This is a genomic window from Paraperibacillus esterisolvens (genome assembly GCF_046237625.1).
Taxonomy (GTDB): domain Bacteria; phylum Bacillota; class Bacilli; order Bacillales; family DSM-1321; genus Paraperibacillus; species Paraperibacillus esterisolvens.
On the sequence record NZ_CP143545.1, the window covers coordinates 1,104,821 to 1,125,416 of the forward strand.

General features: G+C 44.9%; 18 protein-coding genes. 14 read left to right on the forward strand and 4 right to left on the reverse strand.

Translation table 11 applies throughout. The annotated features are described in order from the left end of the window. Positions 1-25 precede the first annotated feature (25 nt). From V1501_RS05655 to V1501_RS05665, 3 genes are all read right to left on the reverse strand, one after another. The gene (locus V1501_RS05655) at positions 26-3,238 is read right to left on the reverse strand and encodes a M36 family metallopeptidase (protein WP_409291855.1); all 3,213 of its coding nucleotides are present in this window, start codon (positions 3,236-3,238) and stop codon (positions 26-28) included. Between the two features lie 497 nt (positions 3,239-3,735). Next, on the reverse strand, positions 3,736-3,912 hold the full coding sequence (locus V1501_RS05660; RefSeq protein ID WP_409291856.1) for a hypothetical protein: 177 nt from the start codon (positions 3,910-3,912) through the stop codon (positions 3,736-3,738). 114 nt (positions 3,913-4,026) lie between these two features. Beyond that, positions 4,027-4,794, reverse strand: coding sequence for an HAD family hydrolase (locus V1501_RS05665; RefSeq protein ID WP_409291857.1), 768 nt, complete (start codon positions 4,792-4,794; stop codon positions 4,027-4,029). A gap of 395 nt (positions 4,795-5,189) precedes the next feature. Here V1501_RS05665 and yhfZ point away from each other — a divergent pair, with 395 nt between their 5' ends. From yhfZ to V1501_RS05725, 12 genes are all read left to right on the forward strand, one after another. Beyond that, entirely contained in the window at positions 5,190-6,110 is a 921-nt protein-coding gene (yhfZ, locus tag V1501_RS05670; protein ID WP_409291858.1) for a GntR family transcriptional regulator YhfZ, read from the forward strand. 163 nt (positions 6,111-6,273) lie between these two features. Beyond that, the gene (locus V1501_RS05675; protein WP_409291859.1) at positions 6,274-6,639 is read left to right on the forward strand and encodes a PRD domain-containing protein; all 366 of its coding nucleotides are present in this window, start codon (positions 6,274-6,276) and stop codon (positions 6,637-6,639) included. Next, complete coding sequence (locus V1501_RS05680) at positions 6,639-7,010, forward strand: DUF2620 family protein (protein ID WP_409291860.1); 372 nt, start codon at positions 6,639-6,641, stop codon at positions 7,008-7,010. Before V1501_RS05675 ends, V1501_RS05680 begins: the two co-directional genes overlap by 1 nt. Before the next feature lie 9 nt (positions 7,011-7,019). Next, positions 7,020-8,519: a YhfT family protein gene (locus V1501_RS05685; RefSeq protein ID WP_409291861.1), complete on the forward strand. Its 1,500-nt coding sequence runs from the start codon at positions 7,020-7,022 to the stop codon at positions 8,517-8,519. Between the two features lie 54 nt (positions 8,520-8,573). Further along, positions 8,574-9,488, forward strand: coding sequence for a phosphotriesterase (locus V1501_RS05690; RefSeq protein ID WP_409291862.1), 915 nt, complete (start codon positions 8,574-8,576; stop codon positions 9,486-9,488). 75 nt (positions 9,489-9,563) lie between these two features. Continuing rightward, positions 9,564-10,679: an aminotransferase class V-fold PLP-dependent enzyme gene (locus V1501_RS05695; protein WP_409291863.1), complete on the forward strand. Its 1,116-nt coding sequence runs from the start codon at positions 9,564-9,566 to the stop codon at positions 10,677-10,679. A 7-nt stretch (positions 10,680-10,686) separates the two neighbouring features. Continuing rightward, positions 10,687-11,850: a YhfX family PLP-dependent enzyme gene (locus tag V1501_RS05700; protein WP_409291864.1), complete on the forward strand. Its 1,164-nt coding sequence runs from the start codon at positions 10,687-10,689 to the stop codon at positions 11,848-11,850. A gap of 3 nt (positions 11,851-11,853) precedes the next feature. Further along, positions 11,854-13,044 (forward strand): phosphopentomutase, encoded by a 1,191-nt coding sequence (locus V1501_RS05705; protein ID WP_409291865.1) that lies wholly within the window; start codon positions 11,854-11,856, stop codon positions 13,042-13,044. Positions 13,045-13,077: 33 nt separating this feature from the next. Continuing rightward, entirely contained in the window at positions 13,078-13,827 is a 750-nt protein-coding gene (gene nagB / locus V1501_RS05710) for a glucosamine-6-phosphate deaminase (RefSeq protein WP_409291866.1), read from the forward strand. 911 nt (positions 13,828-14,738) lie between these two features. After that, positions 14,739-15,623: an SDR family oxidoreductase gene (locus tag V1501_RS05715; protein WP_409291867.1), complete on the forward strand. Its 885-nt coding sequence runs from the start codon at positions 14,739-14,741 to the stop codon at positions 15,621-15,623. A 111-nt stretch (positions 15,624-15,734) separates the two neighbouring features. Next, entirely contained in the window at positions 15,735-15,929 is a 195-nt protein-coding gene (locus V1501_RS05720) for a YwbE family protein (RefSeq protein ID WP_409291868.1), read from the forward strand. Positions 15,930-16,096: 167 nt separating this feature from the next. Further along, the gene (locus V1501_RS05725) at positions 16,097-16,348 is read left to right on the forward strand and encodes a type B 50S ribosomal protein L31 (protein ID WP_409291869.1); all 252 of its coding nucleotides are present in this window, start codon (positions 16,097-16,099) and stop codon (positions 16,346-16,348) included. Positions 16,349-16,611: 263 nt separating this feature from the next. Here the strand turns inward: V1501_RS05725 and V1501_RS05730 are convergent, their stop codons facing one another. Beyond that, on the reverse strand, positions 16,612-17,517 hold the full coding sequence (locus V1501_RS05730; protein WP_409291870.1) for a TetR/AcrR family transcriptional regulator: 906 nt from the start codon (positions 17,515-17,517) through the stop codon (positions 16,612-16,614). A gap of 184 nt (positions 17,518-17,701) precedes the next feature. On the opposite strand from V1501_RS05730, the gene V1501_RS05735 reads away from it, so the two are divergent. Then, positions 17,702-19,231 carry a DHA2 family efflux MFS transporter permease subunit gene (locus V1501_RS05735; protein WP_409291871.1) on the forward strand — a complete coding sequence of 510 codons (1,530 nt, stop codon included), beginning with the start codon at positions 17,702-17,704 and terminating at the stop codon, positions 19,229-19,231. Between the two features lie 133 nt (positions 19,232-19,364). Continuing rightward, positions 19,365-20,582, forward strand: coding sequence for an MFS transporter (locus V1501_RS05740; protein WP_409291872.1), 1,218 nt, complete (start codon positions 19,365-19,367; stop codon positions 20,580-20,582). The last annotated feature ends 14 nt before the right edge of the window (positions 20,583-20,596 follow it).

A 20,596-nucleotide genomic window follows, 5' to 3' on the forward strand; every position in this document is an offset into this window, starting at 1 on the left:
CAAAATACCAGGCTTTCCTTACATATTAATACGGTCTGTTAGAAGTAAACGTAAATGGTACGTTTGCTCCTGAGTATAAGCCTGCATATACATACTTGGTACCTCCGGGAATAACTCCGGATTCATTGGCTCCAGATGATGCTGCAGAGCCTATTAATTCGAAATCCTTATTATAGAAGTACACATCGTAATCGTAAGATGCAGAATCCCCTTGACCTTCCAGCGTAAAAGTATGGATTCCGTCCCCATGTGCCTCTGGAAGTGTAATCACATAGCCGTCAACCCCCTGAGAAGCCGGCGTTGGATTTTTTGTTGTGACAAATTCGTTTTCTGTTACTGCTAGTGTTGCCGGAAGTCCAGCTAAGCTTCCCACTCCAGTACCTGCATTACCAGCTTTTACAGTTCCCTCAGTTATAAAAGGAGATTCAGGTTCTAATGTGACTGGCTCTATTTTCGATTTTCCGGAAGCAAATACTTGAAGCTCAGCAATTTGCACATATTGTGCAGCGTCATCCTGTGCTGTCTTGGCAATTAGCTTTACAAATTTCGCCTGGACCGGCTGGGCGAGGTCCAATCCCTTGTAATGTAGATCTGGAGCAGCCGGCCGTGGTTTTTGGGCAGTAAATTGGTCCTCGGCAACAGTTTTCCAACTCTCTCCATCGAGTGAAGTTTGAACTGTGAAATCTTTTATGGTTGCGAATCTCCCTTTTGAAATATCCTTAAACGCACTGACCTCCAGGTGCGAAACAGTTACCGGCTGATCTCCCGCCAAATCCACTGTTATTTCCGCTCCAGAAAATCCGCTTTCCTCCGTACCTGTAGCAAAGACACTTGCTTCTGTATCATCTATTGCATTTTTAACCGGGCTGCTGTCTGATTCACTCGTGGATGCAGCTGCGGCTCCATTAAAGTAGGAAGCAGCATTAGGCTCAAGGATATAGCGTGCAACATTGTTTTTGCCTGCTGTCACTCTTACATTTTTTAGCGTCCTGGACCCAAAGCCTTTGGCTTGAATTGTTATATCATAAGCTCCCTCTACCATCGGAAGAGCAAATTGGCCTTTTTGACCGGTCGTAACAGCTGCACTGGTGCGGGCTTCAAATTTGCCGACTATGATTCTCGCATTTTCTATGGGCTTGTTCGTAGCGGCATTTATAAGGACACCCGCTAAATTTCCATTCTTTTTCTTATTTGGATGGTTAAAGGCCGGAATTGGATCTGTGTCATCTCCTCCGTTTGAAAAAGCATCAGCACCGAGGCCCCGTTTTCCAAAGGAAGACCATAGAATGTCCGAGTGTTCACCGCCAAACCTTTCAAAATCAGCGGTAATAATGGCTGTTCTCATATCAACCATCGATGGATTTGGAGCTGAAATAGGCATTGCATCTATGACCAGCTGTTCAATGACCTGTTCTCCCTTTTCTCTGCCTAAATGCTCTATGAGTGCTTCTCTTACATCCCATAGGATGGCTGCCCATATTTCCCCATCCGAGTGCACCTCTGGCCCGCCGACATCAAAGCCCACATCTCCATAGTTTAACGGGCTGTCATCAAGTGCCCAGCTGCGGATTCCCCGTTCGGCGTTATCTGTGACATAAGCACCCACAATCGGCTTCTCCTGCAGGCCTTTCTTGACTAAATAATGCATGCCATACCAGTCGCCCCAAGCTTCCCCCATGGAACCTGCCTGATGGCTTCCGAGAGATTCACCGCCGGCAACAAGGCGGGATGACAAAGCATGGGAATATTCATGATAAATGACCCCGGCATCATAGTCCCCATCCGCATAGGCACCGTTAAATGCTCCTTTAATCGGTTCCCAAAGGAACATTCCGCTCCAGGCTGGAAGGCCGTCTGGAAGAGTCAGCATATAGGCATTATCCCGGCCTGTAAAAGTTGGATCCCCGCCGGATACGGCACCCGCCTGGACCAAGCCCAATATAGGATCACCCTCAGCCCCGCCCTTTCCATAATTTGATGCCTGAAGATTCCCCGCATTTTCAGTCCATCCAAGATTGTAGTAATAATCATGGAACACATTATGATGATAAAACAGACTTGTGGCGGCACTATTGACATCATCTGCATAAGAAGGAGGCACTGTCTGCCCGTTCGTTTTCTGCCATGAATTTAAAAAAGGATAGTTAAATTGTCCAAGGGGAGCCACAGGCCTAATAATCTGGTCAACCGGTGCTAAAAAATTGCTCCAGTTGGCATAGGTATTTGCATTATTCCCTAAAGTCGTCACACCCAGTTCATTAGCAGGCAATAACCAGCCATTCGGGGAAGCTCCAGGATCCCCCTTGAATGATTTTTTGACCTGTATACCGCCCATCGGTGCGCCTGGATAGTTTTCAAAAACTGTGCCAGCCGGCTCTAGATGTTCAACCAATGATCTTTCATAAAGCCTTTCGCCAGATACACCATCAATGATCACTTCGAATGCTTCATCCAACTTTTTAACCAGCAGGACCCTGAATACAGGACGAACACCATTTTCTTCGATAAAAGCTGCTTTCTTTACACGCTGGACTGTCGGAAGCACCTTACCGCCATCAAATACATCCCATCCGTTTTCCTTTTTTAAAAGCTTGGATGTTAACTGGGCAGCAGGAACGTGAATGGAAAGGGCTTTTTGCAGGGCATCAGCGGAAGTTAGTTTAAAGTCTCCCGCCAGCTGCTTGGACCGGCTTAAGTTACCTGTCACCGTTAAAACCCTGCCTTCTTTATTTACAGCAACAATTACACGGCCGCCATAAACAGATTCCAAACCATTATAAGTCTGCTGAAATGTTACAGGCTGCAGCCCGGTGCCAGGCATCTTATAGTTTCGGGTTACCTTCAAATCATCCATTTCAGCTGAAGTTAAACCATAAAGGGCTGCATTCTTTTTCAGCCATTGACGGGCTATGGTTCCAGCATCCCCTTCAGAAGGGCTGGATAAATATCCACCATCTTTAACAATGATAGAAGGGGTACCAGAGTTTGTATCCCACTGTAGTTTTACTCCGCTGCCGGCAGTTTGTATCAAAACATCTGCAGCTTTAATTTGGGCTTCGGAAGGCATCACTTTCCTAAGCACGTTCCGGGCATCATATAATTTTTCCGTCGTTTCATGGGATAAAAAATGGTCTTCAGCAATAGGACCCGAAGCCTGGGAATTTAAAGGCGCTAAAAGTGAACCGGCCAAAAGGACCGATCCCAACATTGAAACTAAACTCTTCCCTTTACTCTTCATATCTTACACCCCTTCTGTTATTGAACAGACACACAGGCTCTGTTTGATTAAAGTATTCGGTAAAAAATGAGTACTTCCTGGGGTGAAACATGTAAATACATCCAAGGGGAATACAAGTTAGTTTTAATGTATTATCCAATAATGCTAAAGTATTACTCTTCTTGTTGCTAACCACAATTACCGAAATTTCTATTTTAAGTAAGCCCGCACCACTAAAATACTCATCTTTGTTTCTGCATAAAAAATTCCAGAAAATATAATCCTGACTAGTAATTGACCGTTTAAGACAGGATTTTCATTATTTAATATAGGGATTGATATTTTGATAATAAGGATAGAAATAGTAGGTGAGGTAAGGAGGCAGGTGAATGTATTGAAATAAGGATACAAAAATGCAACATATTGTGTAGAACCATTAGAAGTTGATACACCAGAAGGTTAATAAGAAGCTTGGATGTAAAGTCTTCGCCAAAAGTATAACGATGACAAACACGCCATTATAAGCGTGTCTTCACAAAGGCTGCATGATTTGTTACAAGATAGCTTTGTGAACCGATTGTCCATATAGCTGTCGGCATCATTGTCAATATGCTGGTCGCCATGGGGATCATGTCGATCCCGAAATAACAATGAAGTGCAGCATGCCATCTGCCACCGATATTGCTTGATCGCATAGATCTTGATTTCCTTTGCACTGGTAAAACCAGAAGTTGTATCGTATGCCAAACAAGCGTAACTTGTTGAAGGTGCACTTGGGTATTTTTCTTACGAAAATTCAGCCTGCTGCGTTATCGTGAGACTAAATCATTGTATAAATTAAATACCTTATTTAATGCCAAAACTACCCCATGATTGTCGTTATCTTCAGTCACCCAATCCGAGCTTTCCTTTACACAGTCAGGTGAATTCCGCATCGCGATCCCCAGACCTGCTGATGACAGCATGCCGATATCATTGGTGCCATTGCCGATTGTGACGACCTCCTCCGGAGAGATACCCAATTCAGTGATCAAGGGAAGGATTCCTGTCCATTTTGACTTCGTAGAAAAGACTTCCAGACGGTCACCCTCATCAAAGACAGCAGCCCCGCTAATATCCGTTTGAAGAGCTGCCCTGTCCTCAGCATTGAGATAAAGGACTAGACGGTGGGCATCACAGTTTGTAACATCAATTTCTGCTTTTTTTGCGTTCGGGAGTAGATACTCGATGCCCTGGGGCGGGTGATTGGAGACTGATTGGCGATCAGCGAAATGTATATAAGTCCCATTCAGTTGATCTGTTTTGCGGCAAAGTTCATTTGCCAGTGCTGCAGGTATTTTGGCATCGTGGATGACTTTTTTGTTGTGAATGACGTAACCGCCATTATAGGTAACATACATTGAGCAGCCAAATTTCTCGCCGTATATAATGGAGGCGTCGAAAGAACGTCCAGTGGCAAGCCCGATTAATATCCCTCGTTGCTGGAGTTCTCTAATGGCAGTGATAAGCTTTTCATCCATTTCTTCTCTTGAGTTTAGAATCGTGCCATCGATATCAAGAAAAACAATTCGATACATCGAACATCACCCTTTCTATTAAGTTTCTAAAATAGGATTTAAACGGCACTGTGCACAGTATACAATTTACTGTACACGCCGCCTATATTAGTCCAGTTGGTGGATGAAATTCCTCTTCCGAATAACTAATTGTGCACAGAAAAGCACCAGGGAAACCTGCGGTTATAATTAAAATAATAAAATAAATATTGTAAGCGGTTAATTAAATGGTACACTATAACCAATTAGAATACAATTAATTGTACATTCCTTGTTTCATCATTTCCAAGCACGTCAGACACAAAAAACAGCTGAAAAAAGAAACTATAATAAAAGTGTTGTAAACGGTTTCTGTTCGTGTTAAACTGCAACTGTAAAGTACAATAAATTGTATATTGATTGAATGGTGATTAAATATGTGGGAGAATTTTTATTCCAAACAAGGCATTGTTCTGCAAAAACTTGCTGAAGAGCTGCTTTTTATGGAGGTTAATGAACGTTTGCCAAAGGTCAGTGATTTTGCAGAGAAATATGAAGTAGGGCGTGGCACGATTCAAACAGCCCTGAAGATTCTGGAAGGTGAAAATTGCATTAAGGTGGAACCGAGGGGGCATCTTGGCACTTTTTTAAGATATAAAAGTGTGCCCAACCTTTTAACGTATTCTGGGGCAAACCGCATCCAAGGAGTGATGCCTCTCCCATATTCCAAAAAGTACGAGGGGCTGGCGACCGGGTTTACAGCACAGTTGGAATCTCTCGGGCTGTCTCTCAATATAGCTTTTATGCGGGGCTCAAAGCCACGGCTTGAAGGGGTGAAGGAAGGCAGATACGATTTCGCATTGATGTCCAGGTTTTCAGCCATGGAAGAATTGAATGAAAATGAAGATTTAACCATTGCGCTTGAATTCGGCGGGAAAACCTATGTTTCAGAGCATGCGATCATATTCTCCGATACAGAAAAGAAAAGGCTCCAGGATGGGATGAAAGTCGGGATTGACAGCTTTTCGACAGACCAGAAGATCCTGACCCAGGCAGAAGCAAACGGCATGAAAATCGAATATCTGGAGCTTAACTATATGCACTTGCTCCAGCATCTTAAAGCCGGTACGATTGACGCGATGATTTGGAATGTGGACGAAATCGATTTTGAAGCCCATAATATCCAGCCGCTGACGTCTCCATTGGCAATCGAGTACGAAAAGCAAATGAACGAGGCGGTATGTGTCATTAAAAAGGACAACAGGAAGATGGCCTATATTATCAGCCTGCTTTCGGACAGGGAAATAGTAGATATACAGACAAGGGTAGTCAATGGCGACCTTATTCCAAAGTATTAATTTTTTTAAATCATAGTACAAAATACTGTATATTGATTACAACCTTTCAGGGGGTGGTTACTTTAAATATCACCAGCAGTTTTGAAGTGAGTAATTATAAATAGCTGTCAAAATCTAAGCTTACCTGAAAATACATCAGTGCAAAAATGAAAGGGGCAACAACATGGATGCCAGCTTAAAAGAAAGACTTGACTTACTGCATGATACAAACCAAATCAGTGACAAAATTTATGACCGCTTGCCTGTCCTGTTAGATCAGGTCGAGGCTTATCTTGATGTAAAACTTGCCGAGGAAAATGCGGGCTCGTTTGCAAGCCATTTATCTGTTGCACTGCAAAGGATTTCCGAAAACAATCCGGTCTCAGAGATTTCGGAAGAGCTGGAAACCGTCATCGCAAAAAACCCGGAGTATTACCAAAACGCAAAGGAATTTTTGCAGGCTAACAATCCAAAAGGTGCGAATATTGATGCTGAAGCGGCGTTTATCACATTGTATTTTGGCTTATTAACTGGAAAGGGGAATGAATAATGTTACGAATAGTTGTTGGAGGACTTAAAAAGGATGTAACTGAAAGAGCTGTGAAAGCAGCAGGGGGAGAGCATGTCCAGGTCACGGTCACTTCTGATTTTGAAGGTGCTAAAAAAGTAAAAGCTGGCGACGCTGACTATTATCTTGGAGCTTGCAACAGCGGCGGCGGTGCTGCACTTTCGGTTGCAATCGGAATACTTGGGTATGGAAACTGCTCTACTGTTGCAAAAAATGGCCAAAAAACAAATGCAGAGGCGATCGAGAAATTGGTCAACGAAGGCAAGATTGCGTTCGGGATGGCTGTAGAGAGCATTGAACAGGCTGTGCCAATTATTGTCGGCAGCCTGCTAAAAAAACACGGTCTTCAGTAGGAGGAGAGAATGGACATTTTTCAAAACACTTCGTTAATTGAAATCGTTATTATAGTTTTGCTGACTGCGCTTACTGCATTGGCAGCACACTGGGGGAAAGCAGTATTCCATGATGGAATCCGCCCCATCCTTCCAGAATACCTTGAAGGCAGGATGAAGAGGACTGAACTTGCCTCGATTTCTTTTGGTTTAAGTATTGGTTTTATCGTGTCTGTCGGAATTTCCTTCGCGGTATCTTTTAAACTATTAAACCCGTGGCTGCTTTTCCTTCCGACTGATATTTTAGGAGTTATGGCCGCCCGATGGTGGATTGCTGCAGCGCTTGGTGGTTCGTGGGGGCTTGTTGCCTTATTTGGCCTGACTGGTGTACAAGCGGCATTTACCGCTTTGCCAATAGATTTGCTTGGCGCCCTGGGCGAACTGTCAACCCCAGTTCTTGTCGCCTTTACTGCATTCCCGATCATCGCAATTTTATATCAGTTTGGCTGGGTGAGAGCACTTATTTCTGGTCTTATCGTCTTGGTCATACGCCAGCTGCTCCCTCTTATTGGCGGGATTTACACAGATAAAGCAAATTCAGCTGTCGAGGAAGCAAGAAAATTAACAGATGTGACCTTTCCAAAAGACGCTGATTTTGCGGCTAAAATAAATGCACTGAAAGAAGCCGGGGGGAATGGACAAGTACAGGATTTAATAGCCCAGGCAAACAATAATTTTTCCCTGGGCACGACCATCGGCGGTTTTACGATGCAGATCGCTGTTCTGATGCTTGCCGGGATGATCCTTCTAGTAAGCTTTGCGATTGCGAAAGACCTTAAGAACAAGGGGAATATTTCAGTAGATTCAGAGGAAGAAAATATCTTTGAAGCTCGTACGAAAAGGATTTACAAGGGACTTCCAATCCTTGCGGGAATAGGCGCACTTCTGGCGATGGCTGCCAACCTTGGGCTGATGACAGGTTCAGAGGTTTCAGGGCCGATCCTGCAACAGGCATGGGATGCGTCCGGCCAGGAGCAGCGGGACCTCTTGCAAAGTGCCGCGATTGCTGACTTTATCCGGGGTATCAGCTTTATCCCATTGATTGTTACAACTGCCCTTGCTACAGGGGTATACGGAGTTGTTGGTTTAACATTCGTTTTCCCGATTGGATATTTATTGCCAAACCCAGTTGTTGCCGGTATCGTCGGTGCATTGTGGATTTGCCTTGAAGTAGCTGCCCTTCGCGGGATTGGACGCTTCCTGCAGCGCTTTCCATCATTGCGTGAATCATCCGATAACATCCGCTCATCCATGAATTCCATGATTGAGCTGGCATTGTTCATTGGCGGTGCTTTTGCGGCTATGAAGATGGCGCCTGAGGCTATCGGGTTATCATTAACGATTTATATCCTGCTATATGCTGCAAATGAAGGCTTGGGACGTCCAATCATGAAGCTGGCCGCAGGTCCGGTAGCAATCATATTGACTGGTATTGTCCTTAACCTGCTGTATTTCCTTCATTTAATCTAAATTCACTGAAAGGCAGGTTTTATGCCTGCCTTTCGTTTTGGGAGATGTTTCATAATGAAGATTCATGCCGTAACTGGGCTTGTCGACCCTAATACTGTTAAGAAAACGATGATACATGAGCATCTTGTTTTTGACCTTTCAGGGGTCAGGAAGGAACAGGACCAGGACTCAAAACTGGAGAACACACCACCACTGGCTAAGGAGATTGAGGAGCTTAAAAATTCAGGCTGCAATACAATCATCGAGGTTTCAAACATCGGGATGGGAAGAGATGCCCAGGCGCTTCTTGACATCGCAAACAAACATGATCTTGTCATTGTTGCCTCCACCGGATTTTATAAGGAGTCCGTCTATCCGTCGTTTGTATTTGAAAAATCTGCGGAAGAGCTTGCTGACATCATGATTCGTGAAATCACAACGGGAATGGAAGACACAACAATCAAGGCTGGATTGATTGCTGAAATCGGCAGCAGCCTGAATGGAATTACCGAAACCGAAGAGAAAGTTTTTACAGCGTCCATCATGGCCCATAAAACGACGGGCGCCCCTATCAGCACCCATTGCGAAATTGGCACAATGGGCCGAGGGCAGCTGGCACTTTTCAAGAAACATAATGTCGAGATGAACCGTGTTTCATTTGGGCACCAGGACTTAAATGAAGATATGGAAGAACAGCTGGAGCTGCTGCAAAGCGGAGCCTATATCCAGTTCGACACAATCGGCAAGAACAGCTACCGTAAGGATTCCGACAAGGTGGATAACCTGCTTGCCCTGCTCGAACGCGGTTATGAAGACCAGATCATGCTTTCCTGTGACATCACGAGAAAATCACATTTAAAAGCGACCGGGGGATATGGTTATAACCACCTATTTGAAAATTTCACCCCGGCTCTCAGTCAAAATGGCGTCACCGATGAAATCATCGAAAAAATGCTGGTTCACAATCCACGCAAATTCTTAGCCTTTTAATGTCAATTTACTTTTAGTTCAGTAAAAGGGGGCCGTAGGCGCCCTCTATTCTGAAATTAGAAAGAAGGACAGGAAATGAGTCTAAAATATGAACGGTCTGTTTTAAAAAATATGACGCTGGACGAAGCAAAAAACCTGCAATTCAGGTTGTTGGATGAGGTCACGAAGGAATTTAAGAATAACGAGTTTTTTCACATCGGTGACGTCGGGCTCCACCCGGAATACCACCGGCCATTAATGACGGCCCGAGTCGAAAAGGTGCTGGCAAGGACATTCGGCGCCGAGGCATGTGCCTTGGTGCGGGGGAGCGGAACTGGAGCGATCCGGATCATTTTAAGCATGCTGCTTGAAGCTGGCGGGCAGTGTATCGTGCATTCTGCGCCAATGTATACAACCACAAAGGAAACGTTCCGGCTGCTCGGGTTAAAGCAAAACCGTGTTGACTTTAATGACCATGATGCCCTTGTCGAAACACTTGAAAATGATAAAGTATCGAAGGTGTTCTACGTGCAGCATTCACGGCAGCAGCCTGACGATACTTACGATTTAAAAGAAATCATTTCTTTAGTAGAAGAAAGACGCCCGGACTTGCCGGTCGTTGTAGATGACAATTATTGCGCGATGAAAATGAAACAAATCGGCAGCCAGATGGGAGCAGATTTTTCAACCTTCTCTGGTTTTAAGCTTTTAGGCCCGGAGGGAATCGGCGTAATTATTGGCCGGAAAGATACGATCGAACTGCTGCACGGGCGGAATTACTCCGGCGGCGGGCAGGTCCAGGGGTTTGAAGCACATGAACTGCTGCGCAGCCTCGCATTTGCCCCGGTCATGATCGCGATCCAAAATGAGCAGGTACAGGAGCTGTGCCACCGTTTGAATAATGGCGAAGTCCAGGGCATAAAGGAAGCGTACATCACAAACTCACAATCGAAAAACGTGATAGTCGAGTTTGAACAGCCAATTGCACAAGAAGTAATTAAGCTGGCTTCCGAATTCGGGGCAGCGACCTATCCGGTCGGAGCGGAATCCCGTTACGAATTAGTCCCATTGATATATCGGGTATCAGGCAGCTTTTTGGAAAGCAGGCCTGACTTAAAACTGCATGGAGCCCGTGTGAATCCGATGAAATCATCTGCAAGCACTGTAATCCGAATATTACACCAGGTAATGGAAGAAATCTCAAGGAGGTGACCTGGCGGTGTTTTTAAATATGACTCTCAAGCGTAATGAAGGATTGATCAGGGCGGCCACCAAACTCCATCAACAGGGTATCATCCCGGCCAATACTTATGCGATCGATCTCGATTCTCTTGAGCATAACGTCAGAGAACTCACTAAATCAGCAAAAGAGCACGGACTCAACTTGTATTATATGACAAAACAAATCGGCAGAAGCGGATTCATTGGCCGGATAATCGAGGAAAACGGGATTGAACGAGCTGTCGCTGTCGATATTGATGAAGCATTTGAACTAAAGAAGGAAAATTGCCAGATTGGGAATATCGGCCATATCGTCCAGCCAGGCAAATCCCAATGGGAAGATGTAGTGACAAAGCTGCAGCCGGAAGTTGTCACCCTGTTTTCAGTTGAGCGGGCAGCGCAATTATCTGCCACAGCGGAAAAACTGGGGTTGACACAAGACGTCATTCTCCGTGTGATCAAACCGGATGATATGGTCTACCCCGGGCAGTATGGCGGGTTTTTGAACGGACAGCTTGAAGAAAGTCTTGATACACTCCTCAAGCTAAAAGGGATCCGTGTGATCGGGATTACGAGCTTCCCGGTACTGCAGATCAATGAACAAAAAGATGATTTCAGGTTTACTTCAAACATCGAAACGATAAAGATTGCCCGTGAAATTCTTGAAAGAAAGGGAGTTAAGGTGAGCCATGTGAACGCTCCTAGCGCCACAAGCTGCCATAGCATCCCGATGCTGAAGGAATGGGGAGTCACCCATGGCGAGCCAGGACATGCTATCACTGGGACAACTCCTTTGCATGCGTATCGCGAAGATTTGCCTGAAATCCCAAGCATTGTCTACGTTTCTGAAATTTCGCATATGGATGAAAAACATGCCTATACGATTGCGGGAGGATTTTATGCCCGTTCCAACATGGAAGGCGCCTTATTTGGAAGCAATGAAAATGATATTGTGAACCAACGAACAAGTGTTGATAGTGTATCGCCGGAAAACATCGATTACTATGGCTGCCTGCGGCGAGAAGCCGGGATGGTTACCGGTGATACGGTTATTTACGCGTTCCGGACGCAAATCTTTGTCACAAGGGCCCATGTCGCATTCATTAGAAATGTGAATTCCGGGCAGCCTGAGCTCGTTCATTTTCAAAGAAGGGGGATGTAGAATATGGCTAAAATAACCTTGCTCGTTTTGGACGGATTTGGTGTTGGCGCAATGGCAGACTGCAGGGAAGTAAAGCCTGAAGACGTAACCGCCCATACGTATAAACATATCAGGGAAACCGTCCAGCTAAGCATTCCGACTCTGTATGGACTTGGTTTAGGGAAAATTGTAGACGATGCAGGTACGCCGGCTGCCGCTTATGGAAAGAGTAACCTCGCCCATCCTGGAGCCGACACATTCATGGGGCACCAGGAATTAATGGGAAGCAAACCGGGAGTGCCAAAAAAACGGCTGATGAGTGAAGTGGGGCCAAAGATTAAAAAGTCTTTGGAAGCAAAAGGCTATGAAGTCACCCACCCTGTCGAGGGGGCAACCGTCCTGCTTGTGAATGGAGCAGTCGTCATTGGCGACAACCTCGAGTCACAGGTCGGCAATATCATCAATGTCGTCGGGGACCTGAAACAGCTCACCTTTCAGGAAGTATCCCAGATAGGGAAAATTGTCCGGGAAAATGTCGACACAAGCCGTGTCATTGTCTTTGGCAATGAAAAATCAGACATTGAGACAATCCTTTCTGTTGTAAAAGAGAAAAATTCCGGGCTGCAATGGGGCGTCGATGCCCCAAAAGCCAATGTTTACGGAGAAGGGTACCAGGTGCTCCATTTAGGGTACGGTGTCGATTTTGAAAAACAATTTGCCCATATGGCAGAAATGAATAACATCCCTGTGTACCGGATCGGCAAAACGGCGGATGTGATCCAGGCACGCGGGTTCAATGATCCAGTTGTCAATACAAAGGATGTTCTCGAAACATACCGGAAGTTTTACCTTGACAGTGAAGACAATGCGGTCTTCCTTGTCAATGTGCAGGAGACAGATCTGGCTGGCCATAAAGAGGACAGCGTCTGGTACAAGGAAGTGCTGGAGGACGCAGACCGGTTCCTGACATCATTTATCCCGGAATTAGGTGAAGAAGACGTCCTCATTATAACAGCGGATCACGGGAACGACCCGACAATCGGGCATTCCAACCATACGAGGGAACAAACGCCTATTTTGGTGGTAGGGCAACATGTGAAGCCGGTGTCAATTGGAACAAGAGAGACAATGGCAGACATCGCGGCAACATTGGCAGAATTTACGGGTGTTGAACCGCCTGAATATGGAAAAAGTTTTCTAAAGGACATCATATGAAATCATTTCAGCCTTTAAGGGAGGAGTGGAACGATGAGGATTGTTGAAGTCAAAAATTACGAAGAGATGAGCATTTTTGCCGCCAAGCACATTCTGGAGAAAATAAAGTCCAAATCTGATGCGGCGCTGGGCCTGGCGACAGGCGGCACTCCTGTGCGGACATATGAATTACTGGTTGATGATTTTAAAAAAAATCAGACATCATACGTGGACGTCTGTACGTATAACCTGGATGAGTACGTGGGAATTTCTCCAGAAAATCCAAACAGCTACCATTACTTCATGTATAAACATCTGTTTAACGATATCAACATCCCGAAGGAAAATGTCCATATTCCAAATGGAAAGTCAGCTGACATCGAACAGGAAGCAAAGAACTATGAAGCAATCATTGACAGCATAGGCGGTGTGGACCTGCAATTGCTGGGCATCGGCGAAAACGGCCATATCGGTTTCAATGAACCAGGCACCTCTTTTGATACACCAACCCATATCGTCAAACTTGCAGAGTTGACACGTAAGGCCAACGCCCGCTATTTTGGCGATGAGGAAGACGTGCCGGCTTACGCAATCACGATGGGGATTTCAACCATTTTAAAAAGCAAGGAGATCCTGCTTCTCGCCTCAGGAGAAAAGAAGGCTGAAGCAATCTTCCGTATGTTTGCGGGCAACGTGAGCACTGACTGCCCGGCATCCGTTCTGAGGAACCATCCGAATGTGATTGTCGTTGCTGACTCGGCAGCGGTTTCGAAATTAAAAAAAGTAAAGGGCCTTGTCAGCTGAAAGACCGGATGTAAATCTATACCGGAGTTAAAATGAGCGTTTCCTATTTTTATATAAATGATTCTTTACCACTGCCGGGACAGGTATATGCCCAGCGCAACAAATAAAGAAAGTAAGAGCAAAGCCGGACAATCGTCCAAGGACTTTGCTTTTTGTTTGTGGAATTCGCTATGATTTATTTAGATTTTTCAATAGGCATCAGTCTTTTTACAAAGGAATATGCCCAGGATTTAGAGCAATGTTTTCTATTTCCATTACAACAAGTAAAGAAGTTTTTTAATGCAAACAAGGGCGCACTAAAATAGATCGTGTCAATACCAGAATTGGTAAAAAGACTTCTTATGTAAAAGTAGGAATTTATAAGACGAAAAGAGTAGTATGTTGATTTTATATATCGGCTTGTTTTTTTACTTTATTACCTTAGGGAACATGCTAACAATTTACTAACATAATTATTGTTTTCAGTTAATCTCCTAAAAATAATTGCAATAACAAGGAGTAAAAAACCTTTAATTACAGTCTTTCTTATACTAGTTTATACTTATTTTTCTTATTTGATCATATTGGACTATCTTGACAGGAATGGGGTCGGGGGTTCGAATCCCTCTCAGATTATTAATTGTAAAGAAGCTGGGTTCATTGATTATAATGAACCCAGTTTTTTTTTGATTCTTTTCCTCCTTGTATTAATAAATGATTTTTGAGCTGTTTTTTTCCACTTTTACTATGTCACCATGCCACTCTTCGTTCTTGAGAGAAGCACTTGTTTTCATTGCCGGAAATCTGGAACGGATTTCCCTTTGGGGCATTCTGCCTTCAGTGACTGTTTACTCCACGAATGATCGGGGAATTAAAAACAAGTGACTATAAAAATGCCAGTTACATGTTAACTGCCGGCAAGGAGAGATTTTATGACAAAGCCTGTAAATCCCTTAAATCAATATTACAACGAGAAATATCCTAAGCAATATCAGGAGCCGCCGGCCGTCCAGGGGGAAATGAGCCCGCTGCCTGATTGCGGGGAAGAAAGCTACAAAGGTTCCGGGAAACTGGAAGGAAGAAAGGCTCTTGTGACAGGCGGTGACTCAGGGATAGGGAGGGCAGCAGCCATTGCCTATGCTCGTGAAGGGGCGGATGTTGCCATCAATTATCTTCCTGTTGAGCAGCCGGATGCTGAAGAAGTGAAAAAGCTGATTGAAGCAGAGGGAAGAAAGGCTGTGCTTATACCGGGCGATTTAAGTGATGAAGCTTTTAATGAAGAAATGGTAAAGCGTGCCTATGAGGAACTGGGGGGACTTGATGTTCTCGCCTTGGTTGCCGGCAAACAGCAGGCGGTCGAAAATATTGCAGAACTTCAGACCGAGCAGCTGAAACAAACGTTTGAAATCAATGTTTATTCCCTGTTTTGGACCATCAAGGCTGCATTGCCGTATCTTCCGGAGGGAGCTTCCATCATTACCACTACCTCTGTGCAGGGATATAACCCAAGCCCGAATCTCCTGGATTATGCTGCAACAAAATTTGCAATCAATGGCTTCAGCAGGGGCCTTGCCAAGCAATTGGCACCTAAGGGCATCCGGGTGAATTCGGTGGCTCCGGGTCCGATCTGGACACCGCTCCAAATTTCCGGGGGACAGCCGGGTGAAGCTATTCCTGCATTCGGAGAGAATACACCATTAAAGCGTGCAGGGCAGCCGGTTGAACTGGCCGGAGTATATGTGTTCCTGGCATCAACAGAATCAAGCTATGTGACCGCACAGACGTATGGAGTGACCGGCGGGATCGAACTTGCATGAATCTTTGAAGGCACTTCTTTAGAGGTGCCTTCTTATTTTGCCAAGTTTTCCTTTTGCATACCAGTGGGCTATACTATATTAGATATTGCCATAAGAAAGATGGGATAATTAATGAACGGACAAAATAGAAGCGATATAAAACCAGGCCTTGCCGTTGACATCGTGTTAAAGGCAGACCAGAGGTCCGGAAAGACAACAAGCGGGATTGTAAAGGATATCCTGACAAACTCCCAGACCCATCCTCATGGAATTAAAGTCAGGCTGACTGACGGCCAGGTTGGAAGAGTCAAAGTCATACGGAATTGATTCAAGGTGCTAAAAAGAAGCAGCCCCAGGACTTTCACGTTCCGGGGCTATTCCTGCTGAAGACCATATTTTAATCTCTAGAAGTTATATAAGGGTTTGAATCATATTGTTTGAAAATCGTAATCATTACGTTTACAATATAATTATACTACTAATGAGGTGATTTCATGAGACAAGATATTCATCCTAACTATCGTAAGGTCGTATTCATGGACACAAACAGCGGTTTCAAATTCATGAGCGGATCTACAAAAAATTCAAATGAAACAATCGAATGGGAAGACGGCAGCACCTATCCTCTGCTTAAGGTTGAAGTCAGCTCCGATACCCATCCGTTTTATACAGGAGTACAAAAATTCGCAGATAAAGGCGGACGCGTAGACCGCTTCAGACAGCGATACAATGCGAGGAAGCAATAAAATTTTTTTATCTTCAGGACCGGAATCGTTTTGACTTGGTTTGTACAATATGAGAGTCATTAATTATGCTGTAATGCAAAGAGCCGGGCGACCTCAGGCTATTGGAGAAAGAGCACTTTCCATAGCAGGGTCGTCTTTTAGTTTGCAGGCTTACCTTCCGTCCGGCGGAAGGCAGAGTCCCTGCAGCGGAAATCATCCTTCTTGTTGTTCAGCAGCGGCACTATTTATAAAAACGGGCAATATAAAAAAAGGGACTGTCCCAATTAATAGGACAAGTCCTCTTTTTGCGTTCCCTGCGCCAGAAAAGATTCCACCAGAACAACCAGCTTTTCAAGATCCTTTCCCCTGAAATCTTCCTTTTTTCCGGTGATCGTATGGAGGGTAGTTTCAATAAGAAACTTCCGGGGACTATTTGTACCCAAAATCTCTTCCTTGATGAATTCAAGAAGCTCTTTATATTTATCTGTTTCCTGAGAGCCGGGCAGCGATGCTTTTAACGATGCGACAACTTCCTTCAGGTCTTTCCTGTATTTCTGATTCTTGCTTTTGCAGCGCGGCAGCCAGGAATCCAGCCGTTCAGGTTCAAACAATACCTCATTTGTTTGTGACAGCTCCTCAACCATGCGGGCTATGCGGTTGACACTATAACGGACGAGCTGCTGGAAGCTCGCCGTGCTGTCTTCTGAATGGTATCTGATGTTCGATTTCAGGATTCCGAGGAAGCTGATGGAACAATCAAGCAGAAACCTTTTATTTGATTCACCAAAAATATCAAGGAAGCGGAGATAAACCCAGCGGAGAGACATAAGGCTCGCTTTCTTCATGAATTGATTAAGATCTGGGTCATTGGAGACAATAACTTCCTCAAAAAGGGTGAATAATTTATTTGCCCGGTTCATTTGAAGCTGCAATTCTATTTGCTTAACAAAAAGGTCTATGTCAGATTTATCTCCCTCAATGAGCAGCTCATTGCGGGCAAGTTCAATCTGTTTCGATAGGGATTTGAACAGCGCTATTAATAATTCTGTCTTGGAAGCGAAATAATTATAAAAGGTACCTTTGGAAATCCCGCTATGGTCCAAGATATCCTGGATGGAAGTAGCGGCGAAACCTTTTTCTATAAAAAGCTGATGGGCTGCCTTTATTACATGCTGTCTCTTTTCAATCATTTCCTCACCTTATTTTTCATTGGACTATGAGTACAAAAGTAATCTTACCTTAAAATAAGGGAAGCCACAAACCGGAAAAAAAAAGAAAAAATTATATTGTCAATTTTGTACCTGTAGTATAAGATATTATCTATGTGAAATATTAGTATAAAAAAGTGAACTGAATGTACAAAGGAGAAAAAACATGGATCAGACTCTAAAACCGCCAGCAAGGCCGCCATATGCCATTCTTGCTGTTTTAATGATTGGAGCGTTCATCGCGTTCCTGAACAATACGCTGCTTAATATTGCGCTGCCCTCTATCATGAAGGATCTCGATATTGAGACAGCAACCGTCCAGTGGCTGACAACCGGCTTTATGCTCGTCAACGGAATCATGATTCCGACCACTGCCTATTTAATCCAAAAATACTCTGTCAGGAACTTGTTCCTTACTGCCATGGGACTCTTCACCCTTGGTACAGTGCTTGCCGGATTTGCCCATATCTTCCCGGTATTGCTGACCGGAAGGATGATACAGGCGTCAGGATCCGCAATTCTAATGCCGCTCCTGATGAATGTGATGCTTACAAGCTTTCCTATTGAAAAGCGCGGGACAGCCATGGGAGTATTCGGGCTTGTCCTTATGGGTGCGCCTGCGATCGGGCCTACACTTTCCGGCTGGATCATCGAGCATTATGATTGGCGCATGCTGTTCCATGTTGTGACACCTATTGCGGTTGGAGTCTTCATAGTCGGACTTTTCATGCTTCATGATAAAAAGGAGAAAACCAATGTAAGGCTGGATACGATTTCAGTGATCCTATCAAGCATTGGATTCGGCGGAATTCTCTATGGTTTCAGCTCCGCGGGCAATAAGGGCTGGGACGCGCCTGAAGTGTATTCAACCATTGCGGTTGGCGTGATCGCCTTATTTATCTTCGTCACCCGCCAGCTTAAAATGGAACGTCCGATGCTTAACTTTAAAATTTACCGTTACCCGATGTACGCATTATCTTCTGTCATATCGATGGTCATTACGATGGCCATGTTTTCAGGGATGCTGCTGCTTCCTATATATGTACAGACGCTGCGCGGCATATCACCGCTGGATGCCGGTCTGATGCTGCTTCCGGGAGCCATCCTGATGGCACTTATGTCACCAGTCACCGGAAGGCTGTTTGATAAATTCGGCGGCCGTATTCTGGCAATCACCGGTCTTTCGATAACGGTCATCACCACGTATTATTTCAGTAAATTGACTCTTGAAACTACTTATACACAATTGATCATACTCTACTCACTCAGGATGTTCGGAATGTCCATGGTTATGATGCCTGTTTCCACTAACGGCTTGAATCAGCTTCCGCCAAAGTATTATCCTCATGGAACGGCCATGAATAATACCATGCAGCAGGTATCAGGTGCAATTGGTACTGCCCTGCTTGTTACCATCATGTCCAACAGGGCGGAGGATTATGGCAAAGAACTGGCTGCGAATGCCATGAAAAATGCCACAAGCAAGCCGACTCCGGAGGCGCTGGCCGCCATGAAACAGGAAATCGGGATGAAGGCTTTGCTTGAAGGAATTAACTATGCTTTCTTCATCTCCATATTCATCGCAGCCCTTGCGCTCTTCCTGGCGTTTTTCATCAAGCGGGCCAAACAGGCTGAAGATATTATCGGAAACCAGCCTCCCCGTGAAGATAAAAAGCCTGAAGCGGCTGGAAATTGATTGTAAAAACCCTCCCCTGTGGAGGGTTTTTGTGTTTATAAAAAAATTTTTTCAGAACATGAACAAAATAGAGACAGGAATATTTTGTTATAATTAACAGGAATCATTTATAGCGGCTATGGGGGGCAGATAGATGGGAAGAAGACATCGGGTAAATGCGTTTATTTTGTTTTCTGTAGTTTTTGGAGGATTTTTGATTTTTGGGCTTTCCGAAAACGTCAAAGGGCCGGCGCTCCCTAAAATGCAGGCGGATTTCAGCCTGAACGAATCACAGCTGGGAATTCTCCTGGCATTAAATTCCCTTGGTTTTTTGCTGGCATGTTCATTTACCAGCCGCATTGCGGATAGAGTGGGCATAAAGTGGACCGGTATCATCGCCTTCATAACGATGGCTGCAGCAGGAGTAGCGATGTTCTTTTCCAAAGGCTTCCTGGCTCTGGCAGCCTCTTATTTTCTTTTATATGCGGGAAATGGAGTTCTTGAAATTGGCCTTGGCATTATGGCGGCACGCATTTTTATCAGGAACACCGGGACGATGATGAACATCGCCCACTTCTTTTATGGCCTGAGCTCAATTGGTGCTCCTGTTATCGGGGCATCCATGATGGGCTGGGCATATTCCGGAGAAGAATTTGGCTGGAGAGGAATGTATCTGGCTGTCTTGCTTCTCTCTCTGCTGCCTGTAATTCCGGCATTGTTCGGTAAGTTTCCTGAACAGGATATGGAGGAAGGAGAAAAAGCTTCGGTCAGCAGCCTCGTCCGAGATCCTGTCGCCTGGCTTATTGTTGCGGTCCTTACCTGCGGGACTGTGTCGGAAATGGGGATTTCGAGCTGGCTTGTATATTACCTGGAAAACTCGTATGGATGGAGCTTGAAGGATGCATCAGGAATGCTGTCACTGTTTTTCCTGTTCTTTACGATTACCAGGCTGCTTGCCGGACCGGTCATTGACAGAATCGGATTTTCCCTTTCAATTATGATTTTTTCGGCCTTTTCAGGGGTGTGCAGTTTGGCCGGCATACTGGCAGGCGAGGGAGGAGCCATTCTCTTTGCGCTGGCAGGGATTGGCATAGCACCGATTTACCCAACCGTTATGGCCCTGCTTGCCAAGCGCTATGTAAAAGGGATAGGCAATGCTATTACCTTCACGGTAACCCTGCTGGGTGTGGCAAGCGTGCTTGGCAATCTTGCCATAGGCTTTATTATTGACTGGGTGGGAAGGTTTGCCGGTGAGGCAGCAGGTCTGCAGGCTGGCTATGGTTTTGTTGCTATCCTTTCGCTTATGTGCGCAGGATTCTGCTTTATCATGCACCAAAAGTTAAAAGCGGTGCCAAAAGAGATCAGCTGTTAAAAAACTTGACAATA